Here is a 17285-nt window from a genome sequence, read left to right on the forward strand (position 1 = left end):
TTGCCAATCGCCCGCGCTTCTGTTCAGCCATAATGTCCGCAGGCGCAGAATGATGAAAGAGCAAAGGCAGGAGAAGATGTCCGGTACCGCAGCAGATCAGCCGACGATGGGGGCGCGCACGGGCCTGCCCAACCGGACGCTGGCGGCGGCCTTCGCGGTGCTGGGCTACGCCACGCTGATCGGCTACACCGACAATTACGTGCGCGTCGTCGCGGTCGAGGCGGGGCTCTGGCAGTTCCACCTGATCCGGACGCTGATGGCGGCGGCGGTGTTCTTCGCGGTGGCGCCCGTGCTGGGGCTGGACCTGCGGCCAAAGAGCTGGCGCGCGGTGGCGGGGCGTTCGGCGCTGCATGGCGGCGCGATGCTGATCTATTTCGGCTGCCTGGCGTTCCTGCCGGTGGCGCAGGTCGCGGCGGGCCTGTTCACCGCGCCGATCTTCGTGCTGCTGATCGCGCGCTTCGTCTACGGGCACGCGCTGGGGCCGGCGCGGATCCTTGCGGCGGCTGTGGGCTTTCTGGGCGTGATCCTGGCGCTGATGCCGGGGACCGAGGCGCCGCTGGGCTGGGCCAGCGTCTTGCCGATCGCGGCGGGGGCGCTCTATGCGCTGGGCAACATCGCCACGCGGGAATGGTGCGTGGGCGAGAGTGCGGCGACGCTGACGCTGGGCTTCTTCGTCGCCCTCGGCGCGGCGGGGCTGCTAGGGGTGCTCGCGCTGGCGGTCGTGCCGTTGCCGGTGGCGGCGGGGGCTGACGGGTTCATCGCGCGCGGCTGGGTCTGGCCGACGGGGACGTTTCTTTACTGGACAGCGGTGCAGGCGGTGGGGTCGATGGTTGCGGTCGGGCTTGTGGTGCGCGCCTACCAACTGGCCGAGGCAAGTCGCGTCGCGATCTTCGAATACGTCATCCTGCCGATTGCCGCGCTCTGGGGCTGGTTTCTGTGGGGCGAGACGCTGGGCTGGGTGGCCCTCGTCGGCATGGCGCTGATCGTGGCGGCAGGCAGCGCGATCGTCTGGCGCGGTCAGCCGGACGCGTGACCGCATTGTGCGGTCGGCCGGTATGGACCGACCGTCCAGTGTGATGGCACCGCGCCGACGGGAAGCGTCTACCGCGAGGTGAAGGTCCAGGCGTGCGGGCATGTCCGGATGCTGCGCAGGCCCACGTCCCGTTCAGTCGCGCACCTCGGTGCCTATGCGGTCGAGGTCGTAGGGCGTGCTCTGGTAGATCTCGTTGATCCAGTTGCCGTAGAGCAGATGCGCGTGGCTGCGCCAGCGGTTCGTCGGCATCTGCGACGGGTCGTCGTCGGGATAGTAGTTGACCGGCACGTCGATCGGGCTGCCGGCGGCGGTGTCGCGGTCGAACTCGTCCTTCAGGGTGGTCGAGTCGTATTCCAGATGGTTGAAGATATAGAGCGCGCGATGCGTGGCGTCCTCGACCAGGCAGGGGCCGACTTCGTCGGAACCAAGCAGCGTGACCAGCCCCGGCGCGGCGTCGATCTCATCCTGCTTCATCTCGGTCCAGCGCGACACCGGGATCAGCACGTCGTCCGAAAAACCGCGCAGGAAGGGCGAGGCGGGCGCGAGGTTCTGGTGGCGGAAGCAGCCGAACGCCTTCTTTTCCAGCAGATGCTTCTGCACCCCGTGGAAATGATGGATCATCGCCATACCGCCCCAACAGACGCCGAAGGTCGAATGGACATGGGTTTGCGTCCACTCGAAGACCTCGCACAACTCGTCCCAGTAGGTCACGTCCTTGAACGGCAGATGTTCGATCGGGGCGCCGGTGATGATCAGGCCGTCGAACTTTTCCTTCCGCGCCTGCCGGAAGGGCCGGTAGAAGGCGGCCATGTGTTCGGCCGCGGTGTTCTTCGTGCGGTGCGCGCTCATCCGGATGAGGCGCAGATCGATCTGCAGCGGCGTTGCGCCGATCAGCCGGGCGAATTGGTTCTCCGTCTGGATCTTCTTCGGCATCAGGTTCAGCAGCGCGATCTTCAGCGGCCGGATGTCCTGCCGTGCGGCGCGGGAATGCGACATGACCGACACGCCCTCGCGGGCGAGCACGTCAAAGGCGGGCAGGGACGAGGGCAGGGTGATCGGCATGGCGGTGTCCTTGGTGCCGGGCAGATGTACGCGGCGCTTGCGGGGCGTTCAAGCGTCGCCGGCGGGACATGTGGCCGGCGAGTTGGTTTCGGGTTCAAGGCTGGACCGAAGCCCGCTTGTCGAGGGTGCGCGCGACGAGGTCGTTGAAATCCTGCGCCGATTCCACGCGCGCGATGTCGGCCGCGGCGACCGTCAGGCCCCAGTTTTCCGCCATCGCCTGGTAGAGCGGCTGGCGATGGGCCAGCGCGCGGGCATAGGTCCAGCGGATGAAGGCATCGGGATCGACGGCGTCGGGCGCGAGGCCGGTTTCGGCAAGGTAGGCCCGCCAGGCGTCATTGAGAAAATCGGGATGATAATACATCGGCTTCGGCGCCCGGTCGAAGCGGCGCACCAGGTCGGCGGTATGCGCCTCGGTCCCTGCGATCCAGATCATCAGCAGGTGTTTCGAGAGCGTGTTCAGCACCGGGTCGGCCGGATCGCTGGGGTCCACAACCTCGCATATCGACCCCGAGGTGTCGCAGACGAAGTTCGCGTAGCCGTAGATCTCCTGCGCGCGGGCGATGAAGCGCGGGGTGTCCAGCATGGCCGCAATCTCGGCGTCGCGGTGCATGTCCTGGCGCTCGCGGTAGTCGTCGAAGGGCAGCCCGCCCTTGCGCGGGTCGCCCGGCTTGCCCAGCCAGGTCGCCAACGGCGCCAGGTTGTCGAAGGTGATGTTGGACCGGATATGTACCGAGTCCGACAGCAGAAGCTCGCGCAGCAGCGGCACCTTCATCGCCTCGCGCTTGAAGTTGTCGGCGATGTCCTCGCCCAGGTAGCGGGTGCCGATGCGGTAGTCGACCGAGTAGTGGAACCACCCGCTCGCCCGCAAGAGGGCCGAGATCCGGGTCTTGCCCAGCCCGGACATGCCGAACAGCAGCACGCGCTTCTCGGTCGCTTTCAGCCAGTCCTCGGCGGTCGAGTAGATCATCGCGGGCCTTTCGGGAAAACGCGGCGGATCATGGCGCGCTCAGGGCGCGGGTTCAAGGCGGGTGACCCCGATGCCGCCGGCGCGCGCCAGATCCGGGTCGAGGGTCATGGGAATGTATTCACCCCGCCGCCAGAGCACGCCCAGATCGTCGAAATGCCGGCTGAGCGGATGGCCCGACTGCCCGGTCGAGATGATGAAGACCGAGGCGTCGGGATCGGCCAGGTCGTAGACCCCGCGGTAGCCCGCGCCGTGGACGTTGAGGAACGGCTCCGGCTCGGTCGACGGGCCGCCCCGGATGCGGCCGCGCAACAGCGTGTTGTCGCCGCCGCTGGTCGACTGCCGGATGTTGACGAAGTGGCGCAGGATCGGCACGTCGCCCAGAACCGCATGATCGTGGGTGGCTTGGTGCGCGTCGCCCCAGCGCCAGCTTTCGATATTCGGCCCGTACCTCTCCGCCAGCCACAGAAGGGCGTTGTCCAGCGCCACGCGGGCGATGTCGGTGCAGCTTTCGGTCACTGCCGACTGGACCACGTTGCACCATTCGCCGGCGCCGTCGGTATCGCCGAAGACGCGTTCGACGAACAAGGGCTCCAGATGGCCGAAGGTCTCGGCCAGGGGGCCCAGTTCGTCGCGGATCAGGCGAAACTGCAGCTCGCGCATCCAGGCGGCGTAGATCAGGGGTTCGGGCAGATGCTCGTTCATCTCGCCGTTCCAGTCGGCCAGCAACTGCAGCGCCTGCTGGCGGCGGGCCTCGGTCGTGCCACCCTCGGCGGCCTCGCCCTGGAACCACAGGTTCGCGCCGACCAGTGGCAGCAGGTTGCGCGCCGCCTGGCTGACGGTGTCGAGTTGCGCCTCGATGAAGCTTTCGCGGGTGTGCACGGCGCGCTGGCGCATCAGGCGCACCCAGCGCTGGATCCGCTGGCTGTCGCCCCAGTCGAAGCTGACATGCATCGGAAAGGGGCGGTCGAGGGTCTTGTTGTTGGTGTTGCCCAACAGGCCGGTTTCGGGGTCGGTGAAGCGGGGATTGGCCTCGTAGGGCAGCATGCCCTGCCAACGCGCGGCGGGGTCCCAGCCGGGCGCCGGCATCCTGCCTTGCGTCGGATGGTCGGGGTCGCGGCGGGGCATCCGGCCGATCACCTGCAGGGCGATGCGGTCGCGGTCGGCCAGCATCAGGTTCTGCGCCGGCGCGATGTAGTCCTGCCCGGCCTCGATCGCGGCATCGACGGAAGTCGCGCGCATGATCGCGAGTGCCGCCGCGATCGAAGTGTCTGCATCGCTGAGCGCAGTCCAACTGAGCGCCGCGACATAACCCGAGGGCAGGATGGTGCCGAGGTTGTAGTGCGCGCCCGGCAGGATCGGGCCGTTTTCCGACCGGCGCAGCGTGATGGTCACCGGATCGTCGTCTTTGACCCGAATGATCGACCGGCGCGTTTCGAATTCCGCCCAACCGTCGGGTGTGCGGTAGCGCGAGGGATCGTCGGGGTCCAAATCCTCCAGCAGGAGGTCCTGATCGTCGACATAGGCGGTGGTCAGCCCCCAGGCCAGCCGGTCCGACCGGCCGACCAGCACCGCCGGAATGCCCGGGATCGTGCCGCCGATGACGCCGCCGGTCTGCAGCTCCAGCCGGGCAAGATACCAGATCGCGGGCGCCGAAAAGCCCAGATGCGGATCGTTGGCCAGAAGCGTGCCGCCGGTGGTCGAGGCCTGCGGCGCCGCCGCGAAGGCATTGGAGGCGCCGGCGAATTCCCACTGCGGGAAGGGCGAGAGCATGGCGCCCGGCTGCGACGAAGGCGGCGGGTGGGACCCGGCCACCTGCGTCCGGTCCAGCCCGGGGAAGAGCGCGGCGAAATCCGGCAGCGCGGCCACCCCCTGGCCGGGATGATCCGGCATCAGGTCGCGCAAGCGGTCCTCGCCGATCAGCGTCGACAGTCGCGCGCGGCGCACCTCGGTATCGACATGGCCGGATAGCTGCACCGCCATCAGCTTGACCAGCGCGATCGAATCCGCGGCCTGCCAGAGGCCGATCTCGGCGGGAAAGAGGAAGAATTCGGGCGCGCCACGGCCGAGCGCGCGCGCGTTCATCTGCTCGATCCAGGCATTCACGCCACGGGCATAGGCGTCGAGCAGCCCGCGCGTTTCAGCATCCAGTGCGTCGACCGACGCCTGCGCCAGGCCATAGAGATCCAGCCGCCGCAGCAACTCGTCGGTGCGCAGGGTGCGCGGGCCGAAAACCTCGGACAGGCGGCCCTGCACGGTGCGCCGCATCACCGTCATCTGCCACAGCCGGTCTTGGGCATGGACAAAGCCCAGCCCGAAAAAGACATCCGCGTCGCTGGCGCCGAAGATATGCGGCACGTTATGGGTGTTGCGCGCGATCTCGACCGGGGCCTCGATCCCGCGGACCGGCCATTGGGCCGAATAGTCGGGGATCGACCGCGACAGGAAGTAATAGACCCCGGCGACGGCCAGCACGAAGATCACGACAAGGCCCGTCGCGATGCGGAGAAGCCAGCGGAAAAGGGTGAGCATGGCGGGCCGGGCTCCGTCGGTTGACCTTGTCGGCGGCTTCGTTTCCTATGGTGCCTTGCGGGAATATGCAATTCAAGGGATCGAGGGCTGGCATGGCAAAGGTGGCGTTTCTGGGACTGGGGGTGATGGGCTTTCCGATGGCCGGGCATCTGGCCGCGAAGGGGCACGAGGTTGCCGTCTACAACCGCACCGAGGCCAAGGCCAGAGCCTGGACGGAGAAGCACGGCGGTCGCCACGCGGCGACGCCGCGCGCGGCGGTCGAAGGCGCGGAATTGGTCATGGCCTGCGTCGGCAACGACGACGACCTGGCGCAGGTCTGCCGGGGGGCGGACGGGGCGCTGGCCGGGATGGGCAAGGGGGCGGTCTTCGTCGATCACACGACCGTCTCGGCCCGGATCACGCGGGAGTTGGCCGAGGAGGCGCGCAGCGCTGGCGTGGGCTTCGTCGATGCGCCGGTTTCGGGCGGGCAGGCGGGCGCGGAGAACGGGGTCCTGTCGATCATGTGCGGCGGCGATGCCGACGACTACTCCCGCGCCGAGCCGGTGATGGGCGCCTACGGGCGCACCGTGAAGCGGCTGGGAGAGACCGGGGCCGGGCAGATCGCCAAGATGATGAACCAGATCGCGATCGCCGGGTTGGTTCAGGGCCTGGCCGAGGCGCTGCGCTTCGGCGAAAAGGCCGGCATGGACGGCAAGGCGGTGGTCGAGGTGATCAGCCAGGGCGCGGCGGGGTCCTGGCAGATGGCCAACCGGCACGAGACGATGCTGGACGGTAAGTTCGACTATGGCTTCGCGGTGGACTGGATGCGCAAGGATCTGGGCATCTGCCTGGAGACCGCGAACGAGATTGGCGCGCCGCTGCCGGTCACCGCGCTGATCGACCAGTTCTACAAGGACGTGCAGGCGATGGGTGGCGGGCGCTGGGACACCTCGTCGCTGATCGCGCGGCTGCGCAAGCTCTCGGATGCTTGAGGACCGGATCGCCCAGGGACGCGGGGACACGCCCGCCGATCTGGTGCTGAAGGGCGGCACGGTCTGGTGCCTTGTCACCGACCAGAAGATCGCGGGCGATGTGGCGATCTGCGGCGACACGGTCGTGGGGATCGGGGCGGAGTATGCGGGCAAGCGCGAGGTCGACGTGGCGGGTCGGTTGCTGGTGCCGGGGTTCATCGACACGCATCTGCATATCGAGTCCTCCTGCATCACGCCCTTCGAGTTCGACCGTTGCGTGGCACCGCGCGGCGTGACGACGGCTATCTGCGACCCGCACGAGATCGCCAATGTCGCGGGGGCGGCGGGCATCCGGTATTTCCTGTCCGCCGCCGAGCGGACGGTGATGGATATCAGGGTGAACCTGTCCTCCTGCGTGCCGTCCACGCATATGGAGACGGCGGGGGCGGAGTTGTCGGCAGACGACCTGCTGGCGCTCACGGATCACCCCAAGGTGCTGGGGCTGGCGGAGTTCATGAATTACCCTGGCGTGATCCACCGCGATCCGGGCTGCATGGAGAAGCTGCGCGCCTTTGCCGGGCGGCATATCGATGGGCATGCGCCGCTGCTGTCGGGGCGTGATCTGAACGCCTATGTGGCGGCGGGCATCCGGACCGAGCACGAGGCGACGAGCGCCGCTGAGGCACGCGAGAAGCTGACGAAGGGGTTGCGGGTGCTGATTCGCGAGGGGTCGGTCAGCAAGGATCTCGCCGCGCTGGCCGAGGTGCTGACCCCGCTGACGGCGCCCTACATGTGCCTCTGCACCGACGACCGCAATCCGCTGGACATCGCCGAGCACGGGCATCTGGACTACATGATCCGCCGGCTGATCGAGACGGGCTGCGACCCGCTGGCGGTTTTTCGCGCGGCGAGCCTGAGTGCGGCGGAGGCGTTCGGGCTGAAGGATCGCGGGCAGATCGCGCCGGGCAGGCGCGCGGATATCGTGGTGCTGGAGGGCGCGGCGGCGGAGTGCCGGGCGGCGATGGTGTTCTGCGGGGGCGTGCTGGCGGAGGACGCGGCGTTTGCGGCGCGCGAGGTGGTGGCGCCGGTGGCGCGGGGGTCGGTGCATCTGCCGGCCGTTTCGCCCGGGAGTTTCCGGTATGCGGGCACCGAGGCGGAGACGCCGGTGATCGGCATCTGGCCGGGGAAGATATTGACCGAGCATATCCGCGAGGTGGTGGCCGAGGTGGAGGGTGACCGGCCGCCGGACCCTGCGCGCGACCTGGCGCGGATCGCGGTGATCGAGCGGCATGGGAAAATCGGTCGTATTTCCAACGGGTTCGTGCGGGGGTTTTCGCTCAAGCGCGGCGCCATCGGCTCGACCGTCTGCCACGACCATCACAACATCGCGGTGGTCGGGGTCGATTACGCCGACATGGCGCGGGCGGCGGCGCGGCTGGCCGAGATCGAGGGCGGGTTCGTCGTGGTGGAGGGCGGCGAGGTGCGGGCGGAACTGGCGCTGCCGGTGGCCGGGCTGATGTCGCTGGAGCCGTTCGAGACGGTGCATCAGAGGCTGGTCGCGCTGCGGGCGGCGGCGCGGGCGCTGGGGGTGGAGTTGGAGGAGCCGTTTTTGCAGCTTGCCTTTCTGGCGCTGCCGGTGATCCCGCATCTGAAGATCACCGACCACGGGCTGGTCGATGTCGACCGGTTCGAGGTGATCGCGGGCTGACGGCGTGACGGCGTGACGGCGTAACGGGGGCGCGGCTCGGGGGGCATCGAGCCCCCGCTCGCCGCGGGCGGGCCCCTGCGGGGCCGCCGGGCCGGGACGCGGGCGGCGGTCGTTTACGAGATCTGAATGCGCGGTTCGGGGCTGCGTGGCCCGGCAACGGGTGAGAGGGGCGGATCGCCTTGTTTTGCTGGGATTCGGGGTGCCAGAAAGCGTATGGCAGGCGTATGGCAAGCGTATGGCAAACGTATGGCAGATGCCGCCATTTCGGCGGTTTTCGGGGGTCGACGCAACGGTCGGTGGGGCGGGGAATGCAACGGCTTTCGACCGTTGGCGGCCCGGGAATGCGCCCATGAGTCCAGGGTCAGAGGCCGAATAAGGCCAGTTCGCGCAGCGCCGGTCGGATCCTGCCATCGGGCGCGCCCCGGCCGGGGGCGGCGCTGTCATTCCATCTCGATCGTGCCCGGGGGTTTGGAGGTCACGTCGTAGAAGACGCGGTTGATGCCCGGCACCTCGTTGATGATGCGCGTCGCGGTCTCGCCGAGGAAGTCGTGGCTGAACGGGTAGTAATCGGCGGTCATGCCGTCGACCGAGGTGACGGCGCGCAGGGCCAGCGCGAAGTCGTAGGTGCGCCCGTCGCCCATCACGCCGACGGTGCGCACCGGCAGGATCGCGGCGAAGGCCTGCCAGATCTCGTCATAGAGCCCGTGCTTGCGGATCTGGTCGATGTAGATCGCGTCGGCGCGGCGCAGGATGGCGAGCTTGTCGCGCGTGATCTCGCCCGGGCAGCGGATGGCGAGGCCGGGGCCGGGGAAGGGGTGGCGGCCGATGAACGACTCGGGCAGGCCCAGTTCGCGACCGAGCGCGCGGACCTCGTCCTTGAAAAGCTCGCGCAGCGGTTCGACCAGCTTCAGCCCCATCTTGGCGGGCAGACCGCCGACGTTGTGGTGGCTCTTGATCGTGACCGAGGGGCCGCCCGAGAAGCTGACGCTTTCGATCACGTCTGGATAGAGCGTGCCCTGGGCGAGGAATTTTGCGCCGCCGACATCGTTGGCGTGCTTCTGGAAGACATCTATGAACAATCCACCGATGATCTTGCGTTTTGTTTCCGGATCGGAAACACCATCGAGCGCGGTCAGGAACAATTCGCTCTCATCCGCGTGGATCAGCGGGATGTTGTAGTGGTCGCGGAACATGGTCACGACCTGCTCGGCCTCGCCCAGGCGCAGGAGGCCGTGATCGACGAAGACGCAGGTGAGCTGGTCGCCAATCGCCTCGTGGAGCAGGACCGCCGCGACCGAGGAATCGACGCCGCCGGACAGACCGCAGATCACCTTGCCGTCGCCGACCTGCGCGCGGATCTTCGCGACGGCTTCCTCGCGGTAGGCGCCCATCGTCCAGTCGCCCGAAAAGCCGGCGATGCGGACGAAATTGGCGTAAAGCTGCGCGCCGCGGGGGGTGTGGTGCACCTCGGGGTGGAACTGGACGGCGTAGAAATGCCGGTCGGGGTCGGCGGTGACGGCGAAGGGCGCGCCCGGCGAGGTGCCGAAGACCCGGAACCCGGGGGCGAGGCGCGCGACATGGTCGCCGTGGCTCATCCAGACCTGTTCGCGGGCCTCGTCGAACCAGCCCTGCAGGAGGTCCAGGCGTTCCTCGGTCGGGCTGACATGGGCGCGGCCGAACTCGGCGGTGCCGTCGCCGCGTTCGACATGCCCGCCGAGGCAGTGCATCATCACTTGCTGCCCGTAGCAGATACCGAGGATCGGCACGCCAAGATCGAAGACCCGGGCCGGGGGCATCGGCGCGCCCTCGGCGAAGACCGAGGCCGGCCCGCCCGAGAGGATGACCGCCTTCGGCGCGAAATCGCGCAGGAAGGCGTCGTCGACCCGGTTGAACGGGTGAATCTCGCAATAGACGTTCAACTCGCGCAGGCGGCGCGCGATCAGCTGCGTCACCTGGCTGCCGAAGTCGATGATCAGAAGGCGGTCATGCTGGCTCATGGCTGCCGGTTAGGCCAGAACACCGCGCCGCGCAAGCCTGTGCCGGCGTTCGCCGATGTCGCCTTTCGCCATAAGGCGGCGCATCCGACCCTTCGCCCCGGCCCCGGGTGGCGTATCGGATGCGCAAACCGGCAGACGGAGGGCGCGGCATGAACGAGGCACGGGCGGAACGGCGGGCACGCGGCGGCGGCGGGGCGGCACGGCGGGCCGAGCGCACGGCCGTCAGCATCGAGACCGCGCGCTTCATCGAGCGCAACATCCCGAACCTGGATCTGCTGAACGAAGAGGCGCTGCAGATCATCGAATGGAACGCCGAGACGGTGCTGGAGGAGGTCGGCGTCAATTTCGCCGACAACCCCGCGGCGCTGGATCTGTGGCGGCAGGCCGGGGCCGATGTGCGGGGCGAGCGGGTGCGCATCCCGCGCGGGCTGGCGCGGCAGCTTTGCGCGACGGCGCCGGCGCGGTTCACGCAGCACGCGCGCAATCCCGAACGCTCGGTCGAGATCGGCGGCCGGTCGCTGGTGCTGGCCCCGGTCTACGGGCCGCCCTTCGTGCGCGATATCGAGGGCGGGCGGCGCTATGCCACGATCGCGGATTTCCAGAAGTTCGTGAAGCTGGGCTACATGTCGAAATGGCTGCACCATTCCGGCGGCACGGTCTGCGAGCCGACCGACATCGCGGTGAACAAGCGCCATCTGGACATGCTGCTGGCGCATATGACGCTGTCGGACAAGCCCTTCATGGGCTCGGTCACCGAACCCGTGCGGGCCGAAGATTCGGTGAAGATGGCCGAGATCCTGTTCGGCGCGGATTTCGTGCACGACAATTGCGTGATGACGTCGCTGGTCAACATCAACTCGCCGCTGACCTTCGACGCCACCATGATGGGCGCGCTGGAGGTCTATGCGCGCGCCGGGCAGGCCTGCATCGTCTCGCCCTTCATCGTCGGCGGCGCGATGGCGCCGGTGACGGTGGCGGGCACGCTGACGCAGGTTCTGGCCGAGGTGCTGGCGGGTGTGGCCTACAGCCAGTTGATCCGCGCCGGCGCGCCGGTCATCATGGGGGCGTTCGTGACCTCGATCGACATGAACTCGGGCGCGCCCACGTTCGGCACGCCGGAGGCCGCGCATATCACCTACGGGGCGGGGCAGCTGGCGCGGCGGCTGGGGGTGCCGTACCGGTCGGGCGGCGCCTTCTGCGGATCGAAGCTGCCCGACGCGCAGGCGGGGTATGAGAGCGCGAACAGCCTGAACATGGCGCTGCTGGCCGGCGTCAACTTCATGCTGCACGCCTGCGGCTGGTTGGAGGGCGGGCTGGTGGCGAGCTTCGAGAAGTTCGTGCTGGACGCGGACCAGCTGGGCACGCTGCACCACCTGGCGCAGGGGGTCGCGGTCGACGACAACGGCCAGGCGATGGACGCGATCCGCGAGGTGGGGCCGGGCGGGCACTACCTGGGGTGCGCGCATACGCAGGCGAATTTCAAGTCCGCCTTCTGGCGGTCGGACGTGCTGGACTACAAGCCGTTCGAGACCTGGGAAGACGAGGGCGCGCGCGATTCGGCGTCACTGGCCGCGGCGCGGGTGGAAAAGCAGCTGCGCGATTTCCAGGCGCCCTATCTGGACCCGGCGATAAACGAGGCGCTGCAGGGCTACGTCGCCCAGCGCAAGGCCGCCGAGCCCGACGCCTTTGGCTAGGCGGCGGAAAGGGGGGCTGTCTGCCCCCCTCGGCCTGCGGCCTCACCCCCCGAGGATATTTCCGGACAGGTAGTCTTCGGGGGCGGGAGTGCCGATCTTTGCGCTTGCAAGGGCGCTCAGCGGCAGGCGTGCGCATGCGCACAAATTCGCAAGTACCTGATTTCCGATGGCTATTGTTGGGCGGTTAACCGCATGGAAAGGTTTCGGCAACGCCCTTGGGTAAGGACGTATTGTCAGTTCCAACTGCTTGACGCGGGCAGGGCGCTTGCGTTTCGGAAACCGGGTTGGCGTCGGCGCCCGAAAGTTTCGTTGCGGTTAATGGAGATGAATGATCGTTCTATTTCAATGCGTTGTCAGAGCGTCCAAATTTGGACACTCCTTCACTGAGCGCTCATTCGGTTGATCCAGTGGGGTGGCGATGGCCGCGGCGAACCGCCCCCCGGTCGCGCGAGGCGGTGATCCTCAGCGTGCGATCAGGACCGAGCACTGCGCGTGACGGACGACGCGCGCGGCGGTGGAGCCGATGAAGTAATCGCTGAGCCCGGGGCGATGCGAGGCGATCATGATCAGGTCGGCGCCGTGATCCTCGGCGGCCTGGATGATCTGGCTGGACGCGGCGCCGGTACGCACTTCGGAGACGACATTGCCGGAAACTTCTTTCGCCAGCAGGCCCAGTTCGACCTTGGCTTCGGCCTGCCGGCGGTCGTTCAGGTCGCGCGGCAGTTCGGCGGCGATGTAGCTTGGCACGTCTTCCAGCACATGGACCAGACGGACGGTGCCGCCGTCGTCGATCAGCGCTTTCGCGCGGTCGATCAGTTCCTTGCCGGCCTCGCCATGGCTGAGATCGACGGCGATGATGATGTTCTTGTACATTTGGCCCTCCTGTCCGGGTTCCTGGCTGACGCGACCCTGCGCCCGAATGTGACGCAAGGCGTTGATCTGCGTCAACTGCCGCGACGCAAATCGACGGAGATCATGCAGGTTTTCCGGCCCGGTCGATCAGCCGCGCGCGCGCCGGCCGCCGCGACGACCGGAGCTGGCCTGGCTTGCGGCCTGGCTGGCCTCGGCGAAGCTGGCGCCTTCCTTGACCGCTTCCAGAACCTTGGCCATGCGGATCCATTCGCCGCCGTTGGCGTCATGGTTCATCAGCAGGTTCGCGGCGCGGATTGCCTCCATCTCGACCGAGCGGACGGGGTTCATGATCGCCGAGGTCATGCCGGCGCCGATCGCCATGGGCAGGAAGGCAGCGTTGACGCCGTGCCGGTTGGGCAGGCCGAAGCTGATGTTCGAGGCGCCGCAGGTAGTGTTGACGCCCAGTTCCGCGCGCAGGCGGCGGACGAGCGCGAAGACCTGCTGCCCGGCCGAGGCCATCGCGCCGACCGGCATGACCAGCGGGTCGACCACGATGTCATGCGCCGGGATGCCGAAATCGGCGGCGCGTTCCACGATCTTCTTCGCCACCGCAAAACGCACGTCGGGATCTTCGGAGATGCCGGTGTCGTCGTTCGAGATGGCGACGACCGGCACGTTGTATTTCTTCACCAGCGGCAGGACCAGTTCCAGCCGGTCTTCCTCGCCGGTGACCGAGTTTAGCAGCGGCCGGCCGTTGGTCGCGGCCAGACCGGCCTCCAGCGCCGCGGGGACCGAGCTGTCGATGCAGAGCGGCACGTCGACCAGCCCCTGCACCAGTTCGATCACCCTGCGCATCAGCGGCGGTTCGGTCTCGTTCGGGTTGGGGTTGGAGTTGTAGACGACGCCCGCGTTCACATCGAGGACCATCGCCCCGCAGGCGACCTGCTCCAGCGCGTCCCGCTCGACCGTCGAGAAATCGCCCGCCTCCAGTTCGGCGGCGAGCTTCTTGCGCCCGGTGGGGTTGATCCGCTCGCCGATCACGCAGAAGGGCTCTTCAAAGCCGATGACGACGGTCTTGGTGGCGGATTCGACGATGGTGCGGGTCATGGGGGTCCTTCGGTTGCTGTCAGGCGGCGGCGCGCTGAGGGCGCTGGCCGTGGCGTTGGGTCCAGTCGGCGGTGGCCTTGATACCGCCCAGCGGGAAGAAATGCACGGCCTCGATGCCGAAGGCGGGGTTGGCGGCCTTGTGGGCGGCCAGCGCCTCGAGGATGGAGTCGGGCTCGTAGGGCAGGAGCAGTTTCGAGACGTCCATCGCGCGCTTCTGCAGCACCTTGAGCGAGGGCCCGACACCGCAGGCGATGGCGAACTTGATCAGCGTCTGGAGTTTCGCCGGGCCGGCGATGCCGATGTGGACGGGCAGCGCGATGCCTTCGGCCTGCAGGCGGTCGACCCAGGCGATCACCGGGGCGGCGTCAAAGCAGAACTGCGTGGCCAGCGCCATCTTGGCGTCGGTGCGATCCGCGAAAGCCTGCTTCCAGCGCAAAGCCTCGGACACCATCCGGTCCGAGCCGTCGGGGTCGATGTCGCGGTTGCCCTCGGGGTGGCCGGCGACATGCAGCCGCTCGAACCCGTCGAAGGCGCCTGATTCAAGCAGTTGCATCGAGGAGTCGAAGGCGCCGGCCGGCTGGGCCACGCCGCCGGCCAGGATCAGGCCCTGCTTCACGTCGGCCTCGCCCCGGTAGCGGGCGACCCAGTCGCGCAGCGTGGCGGCGTCGGGGATGATGCGGGCGGGGAAATGCGGCATCGGCTCAAACCCCTCGGCGCGCAGGCGCGCGGCGGTCGCCACCATCTCGTCGATGGGGGTGCCGTCGATATGGGCGATGTAGACGCGGGTGCCGCCGGGCAGCAGGTCGCGGAAATCCGCGACCTTCTCGGCGGTGCGCGGCATCACCTCGATGGAAAACCCGTCGAGGAAGCCTGCCAGATCCGCCGACCCATGAGCCGTGTCCCTGCGACCGAACTTGAAGATAGCCATCAGCGCCTCCCAGAGCTTACCCGCGCGCATCCCAGCCATCATTGGCGATCAGCGCCTTCAGTCTGGCAGCGTCGTATGCCGCTTCCAGCCGCGCGGCCTCGGCGCGAGCGACCTCATTCGGATCGCCTGCGACATCGACGGGCGCGGCCTTGCGCCATTCGCCCAGATAGGCGTCGGCGTCCCGCGTGCCGACCTTCATCGCGCAGCGGTCGATCGCCTGTTCGAAGCGTTCGGGCAGTTGCACCTTCATGGCTTTTCGGCCCTTGCCGACGATGACCTGCGCGGGGATGTCGCGCCAATAGACGATGACCACGGGGTTCATGAGCGCCCTCCTTGCGTTGCCCCTCTGATAGACCGTTCCGGGCGCCGGGCGGGGACAATTTCGACCCGCGGGCGACGGGTTGCGACATGGTCTTGGGTCGTCAAGCCGGACCGTGCGGCGTTCCGCGCCGGGATCGCGCCCCTGCAACGCGCACAAGCGAAGAAACCCGACCGCCAGGTCGGGTTTCAAGGCAATGCGGGGGCCGGGCGGTCAGAAGCGGAAGACGGCGCTGAGGCGGATGACGTTGGCGCGGATGCGCACGTCGGGGAAGGCCCCGGGATTGCCGGTGTCGAAGTCGCCGTTGCCGAAGTTGTAATGCTCCAGCTCGCCGCGAAGATGCCAGCCGCTGAGCAGGGCATGCTCCACCCCGAGGCCGATCATGACGCCGGCGACCGTTTGCGAATCCCGCAATCCCGCGTCCACCGCCGTGTGGCGCACATTGGTGATGGCGGGACCCGCGGTGGCAAAGAACAAGGTCCGGTTCCGCGCGATGCCGGCGCGCCCGCGGATCGAGGCGAGGGTACGCATGTCGGTTTCCACCAGGCCCATCCCCGTGGCGCTGCTGCCGCGGATCCGGTGGGCGGAGAAATGCGCCTCGACGCCGTAGACGCGGTCGGCTTGCTGCCAGCTGTAGCCGATGAGACCGCCGAATCCGGCGCCGGAGCCGTTTGGCCAGAATTCGGGCGCGGGCGTGTAGCGGTAGTCCGCGCGTCCCTGGCTGACCCCGAGGCCGGCATAGGCGCCGGTCCAGTCGTAGCCAGGCTGCATGCCCAACATACCTTGCGCCCGGACTGGCTGCGTGGTGCTGGCAAGGGCGGTGGCCCCCAAGGCAATAACCGAAATGGAAAGGAATAGGCGTCGCATGGTTCACCACCTCGTCTGTGTGCGCGCTTCACTCAACTGGCAGTGTTCACAGTTTGTTAATAAAGGTTAACATGCATGCGCTTTGGCAATCTGTCATGCAAAATATTGTGGTGCGTTCTAAAAAGATCGGCGTCGCGGCGTTTCGGTCCGTTTCGCGGTGTGGAAGGTGGCAGCAGCGCATTTCGAGCGGCGCTAGAACTCCGACAGCTTGCGCAACAAAAAAGCCCGGCCGCGAGGGCCGGGCTTCCGGGATCGTGATATGGCGTCAGATCAGAAGCGGTAGACCGCGCTGATCCGTGCAAGGTTCGCGCGGGTGCGGACATTGGGGAATGTGCCCGGGGCGACGGTGTTGAAGTCCTTGCTGCGGAAGCGATGATGCTCCAGGTCGCCGCGAAGGTTCCAGCCGCCGGCCATGGCGTGCTCAATGCCGGCGCCGATCACGAAACCGGTGACGGTGTTTGATTCGCTGTCGACACCCACGGCGTTGTGTCGAACGTTGGCAATCGCAGGACCGGCGGTCATGAAGAACAGCGTGCGGTCCTGGGCGACGCCCAGTCGGCCGCGGATCGAAGCCATGCTCCGAATGTCGGTTTCGATATCGACGCCGCCGACATTGGCATCGCCGCGCATCCGGTGTGCGGAGACGTGACCTTCGACACCATAGACCAGGTTGCCGTCATGCCAGTTGTAGCCGCCAAGACCGCCGATTCCCCAGCCTGAGCCGTTGGGCCAGAAATCGTTGACCGGGAAGCCGCCCACGTCCGGCGCGGTCGCGTCGGCGCTGTGGCTGGCGCGGCCATAGGTGAGGCCGAGACCGACATAGCCGCCGGTCCAGTCGTAGGTCTGCATCATCGGCGCGGGCGCCATGACAGTGGGTTCTTGCGGGACGGTCATGCCGCCGGCATGGGCCATGCCCGCACTCAGGGCGAGTGCAGAGAGTGAAACTGTAAACTTGCGCATTGGGTAATCCTCCAGTGGTTTGACGCTCCTACGCCTGTGACATCTATAACGTCGCGTGCAAAGTCTTGCTCGACTCACGATCTTGTCAGAGGCAGCGCATGGGCCGATTCATGCCATTTTTCGGCCTCAGGGTAAACGTGGATCGCGCGGATACGGTTCCCGCGAGAGTTGATGGTGGCGCGCTGTGACACTTATGTTGCAGTATCCGGTCGTGAGGCGCGAGTCGGCACAACTAAGGCGCGAAAAGCGCCATCGCGCAAGTTGCTTGCACGCGATGGGGTTGCGGACTACTCTCGGCGCAACACGAATTGG

The 17285-nt window shown here is 67.5% G+C and carries 14 protein-coding genes; 4 read left to right on the forward strand and 10 right to left on the reverse strand.

The features are described from left to right. Positions 1 to 76: 76 nt before the first annotated feature. Complete coding sequence (locus IM708_RS00285) at positions 77 to 1033, forward strand: DMT family transporter (RefSeq protein WP_245242905.1); 957 nt, start codon at positions 77 to 79, stop codon at positions 1031 to 1033. Between the two features lie 132 nt (positions 1034 to 1165). On the opposite strand, the gene metA is transcribed toward IM708_RS00285, so the two are convergent. The 3 genes from metA to IM708_RS00300 form a co-directional block, all read right to left on the reverse strand. Further along, positions 1166 to 2095 carry a homoserine O-succinyltransferase gene (gene metA, locus IM708_RS00290; protein ID WP_209424301.1) on the reverse strand — a complete coding sequence of 310 codons (930 nt, stop codon included), beginning with the start codon at positions 2093 to 2095 and terminating at the stop codon, positions 1166 to 1168. A gap of 94 nt (positions 2096 to 2189) precedes the next feature. Beyond that, on the reverse strand, positions 2190 to 3062 hold the full coding sequence (locus tag IM708_RS00295) for an ATPase (RefSeq protein WP_209424302.1): 873 nt from the start codon (positions 3060 to 3062) through the stop codon (positions 2190 to 2192). A gap of 39 nt (positions 3063 to 3101) precedes the next feature. Continuing rightward, a complete protein-coding gene (locus IM708_RS00300; protein ID WP_209424303.1) occupies positions 3102 to 5591 on the reverse strand; it encodes a penicillin acylase family protein in 2490 nt (829 codons plus the stop codon). Positions 5592 to 5683: 92 nt separating this feature from the next. Here IM708_RS00300 and IM708_RS00305 point away from each other — a divergent pair, with 92 nt between their 5' ends. Continuing rightward, entirely contained in the window at positions 5684 to 6562 is an 879-nt protein-coding gene (locus IM708_RS00305; RefSeq protein WP_209424304.1) for an NAD(P)-dependent oxidoreductase, read from the forward strand. Then, a complete protein-coding gene (gene ade / locus IM708_RS00310; RefSeq protein WP_209424305.1) occupies positions 6555 to 8249 on the forward strand; it encodes an adenine deaminase in 1695 nt (564 codons plus the stop codon). The genes IM708_RS00305 and ade overlap by 8 nt, the downstream gene beginning before the upstream one ends. 440 nt (positions 8250 to 8689) lie before the next feature. Here the strand turns inward: ade and guaA are convergent, their stop codons facing one another. Further along, positions 8690 to 10246: a glutamine-hydrolyzing GMP synthase gene (guaA, locus tag IM708_RS00315; protein ID WP_209424306.1), complete on the reverse strand. Its 1557-nt coding sequence runs from the start codon at positions 10244 to 10246 to the stop codon at positions 8690 to 8692. A gap of 149 nt (positions 10247 to 10395) precedes the next feature. On the opposite strand from guaA, the gene IM708_RS00320 reads away from it, so the two are divergent. Continuing rightward, positions 10396 to 11940, forward strand: coding sequence for a trimethylamine methyltransferase family protein (locus IM708_RS00320; protein WP_209424307.1), 1545 nt, complete (start codon positions 10396 to 10398; stop codon positions 11938 to 11940). 462 nt (positions 11941 to 12402) lie between these two features. Here IM708_RS00320 and IM708_RS00325 read toward each other — a convergent pair whose 3' ends face one another. The 6 genes from IM708_RS00325 to IM708_RS00350 all read right to left on the reverse strand — a co-directional run bounded on the left by IM708_RS00325 (position 12403) and on the right by IM708_RS00350 (position 16925). After that, positions 12403 to 12813 carry a universal stress protein gene (locus IM708_RS00325; protein ID WP_209424308.1) on the reverse strand — a complete coding sequence of 137 codons (411 nt, stop codon included), beginning with the start codon at positions 12811 to 12813 and terminating at the stop codon, positions 12403 to 12405. Positions 12814 to 12939: 126 nt separating this feature from the next. Further along, on the reverse strand, positions 12940 to 13899 hold the full coding sequence (locus IM708_RS00330; protein ID WP_209424309.1) for a methyltetrahydrofolate cobalamin methyltransferase: 960 nt from the start codon (positions 13897 to 13899) through the stop codon (positions 12940 to 12942). Positions 13900 to 13918: 19 nt separating this feature from the next. After that, positions 13919 to 14827, reverse strand: coding sequence for a methylenetetrahydrofolate reductase (locus IM708_RS00335; RefSeq protein ID WP_209424310.1), 909 nt, complete (start codon positions 14825 to 14827; stop codon positions 13919 to 13921). Positions 14828 to 14843: 16 nt separating this feature from the next. After that, complete coding sequence (locus IM708_RS00340) at positions 14844 to 15149, reverse strand: virulence factor (RefSeq protein ID WP_209424311.1); 306 nt, start codon at positions 15147 to 15149, stop codon at positions 14844 to 14846. A 210-nt stretch (positions 15150 to 15359) separates the two neighbouring features. Then, complete coding sequence (locus tag IM708_RS00345; RefSeq protein ID WP_209424312.1) at positions 15360 to 16013, reverse strand: outer membrane beta-barrel protein; 654 nt, start codon at positions 16011 to 16013, stop codon at positions 15360 to 15362. Positions 16014 to 16283: 270 nt separating this feature from the next. After that, positions 16284 to 16925 (reverse strand): outer membrane beta-barrel protein, encoded by a 642-nt coding sequence (locus IM708_RS00350; RefSeq protein WP_209424313.1) that lies wholly within the window; start codon positions 16923 to 16925, stop codon positions 16284 to 16286. Positions 16926 to 17285: the final 360 nt, after the last annotated feature.

It is taken from the genome of Pararhodobacter sp. SW119 (genome assembly GCF_017811755.1).
Taxonomy (GTDB): domain Bacteria; phylum Pseudomonadota; class Alphaproteobacteria; order Rhodobacterales; family Rhodobacteraceae; genus Pararhodobacter.

Excerpts from the sequence above, each read along its gene's own strand:
- IM708_RS00285 (WP_245242905.1), top strand. The coding sequence starts at position 77 with ATGTCCGGTACCGCAGCAGATCAGCCGACGATGGGGGCGCGCACGGGC.
- metA (WP_209424301.1), bottom strand. The coding sequence starts at position 2,095 with ATGCCGATCACCCTGCCCTCGTCCCTGCCCGCCTTTGACGTGCTCGCC.
- IM708_RS00295 (WP_209424302.1), bottom strand. The coding sequence starts at position 3,062 with ATGATCTACTCGACCGCCGAGGACTGGCTGAAAGCGACCGAGAAGCGC.
- IM708_RS00300 (WP_209424303.1), bottom strand. The coding sequence starts at position 5,591 with ATGCTCACCCTTTTCCGCTGGCTTCTCCGCATCGCGACGGGCCTTGTC.
- IM708_RS00305 (WP_209424304.1), top strand. The coding sequence starts at position 5,684 with ATGGCAAAGGTGGCGTTTCTGGGACTGGGGGTGATGGGCTTTCCGATG.
- ade (WP_209424305.1), top strand. The coding sequence starts at position 6,555 with ATGCTTGAGGACCGGATCGCCCAGGGACGCGGGGACACGCCCGCCGAT.
- guaA (WP_209424306.1), bottom strand. The coding sequence starts at position 10,246 with ATGAGCCAGCATGACCGCCTTCTGATCATCGACTTCGGCAGCCAGGTG.
- IM708_RS00320 (WP_209424307.1), top strand. The coding sequence starts at position 10,396 with ATGAACGAGGCACGGGCGGAACGGCGGGCACGCGGCGGCGGCGGGGCG.
- IM708_RS00325 (WP_209424308.1), bottom strand. The coding sequence starts at position 12,813 with ATGTACAAGAACATCATCATCGCCGTCGATCTCAGCCATGGCGAGGCC.
- IM708_RS00330 (WP_209424309.1), bottom strand. The coding sequence starts at position 13,899 with ATGACCCGCACCATCGTCGAATCCGCCACCAAGACCGTCGTCATCGGC.
- IM708_RS00335 (WP_209424310.1), bottom strand. The coding sequence starts at position 14,827 with ATGGCTATCTTCAAGTTCGGTCGCAGGGACACGGCTCATGGGTCGGCG.
- IM708_RS00340 (WP_209424311.1), bottom strand. The coding sequence starts at position 15,149 with ATGAACCCCGTGGTCATCGTCTATTGGCGCGACATCCCCGCGCAGGTC.
- IM708_RS00345 (WP_209424312.1), bottom strand. The coding sequence starts at position 16,013 with ATGCGACGCCTATTCCTTTCCATTTCGGTTATTGCCTTGGGGGCCACC.
- IM708_RS00350 (WP_209424313.1), bottom strand. The coding sequence starts at position 16,925 with ATGGCCCATGCCGGCGGCATGACCGTCCCGCAAGAACCCACTGTCATG.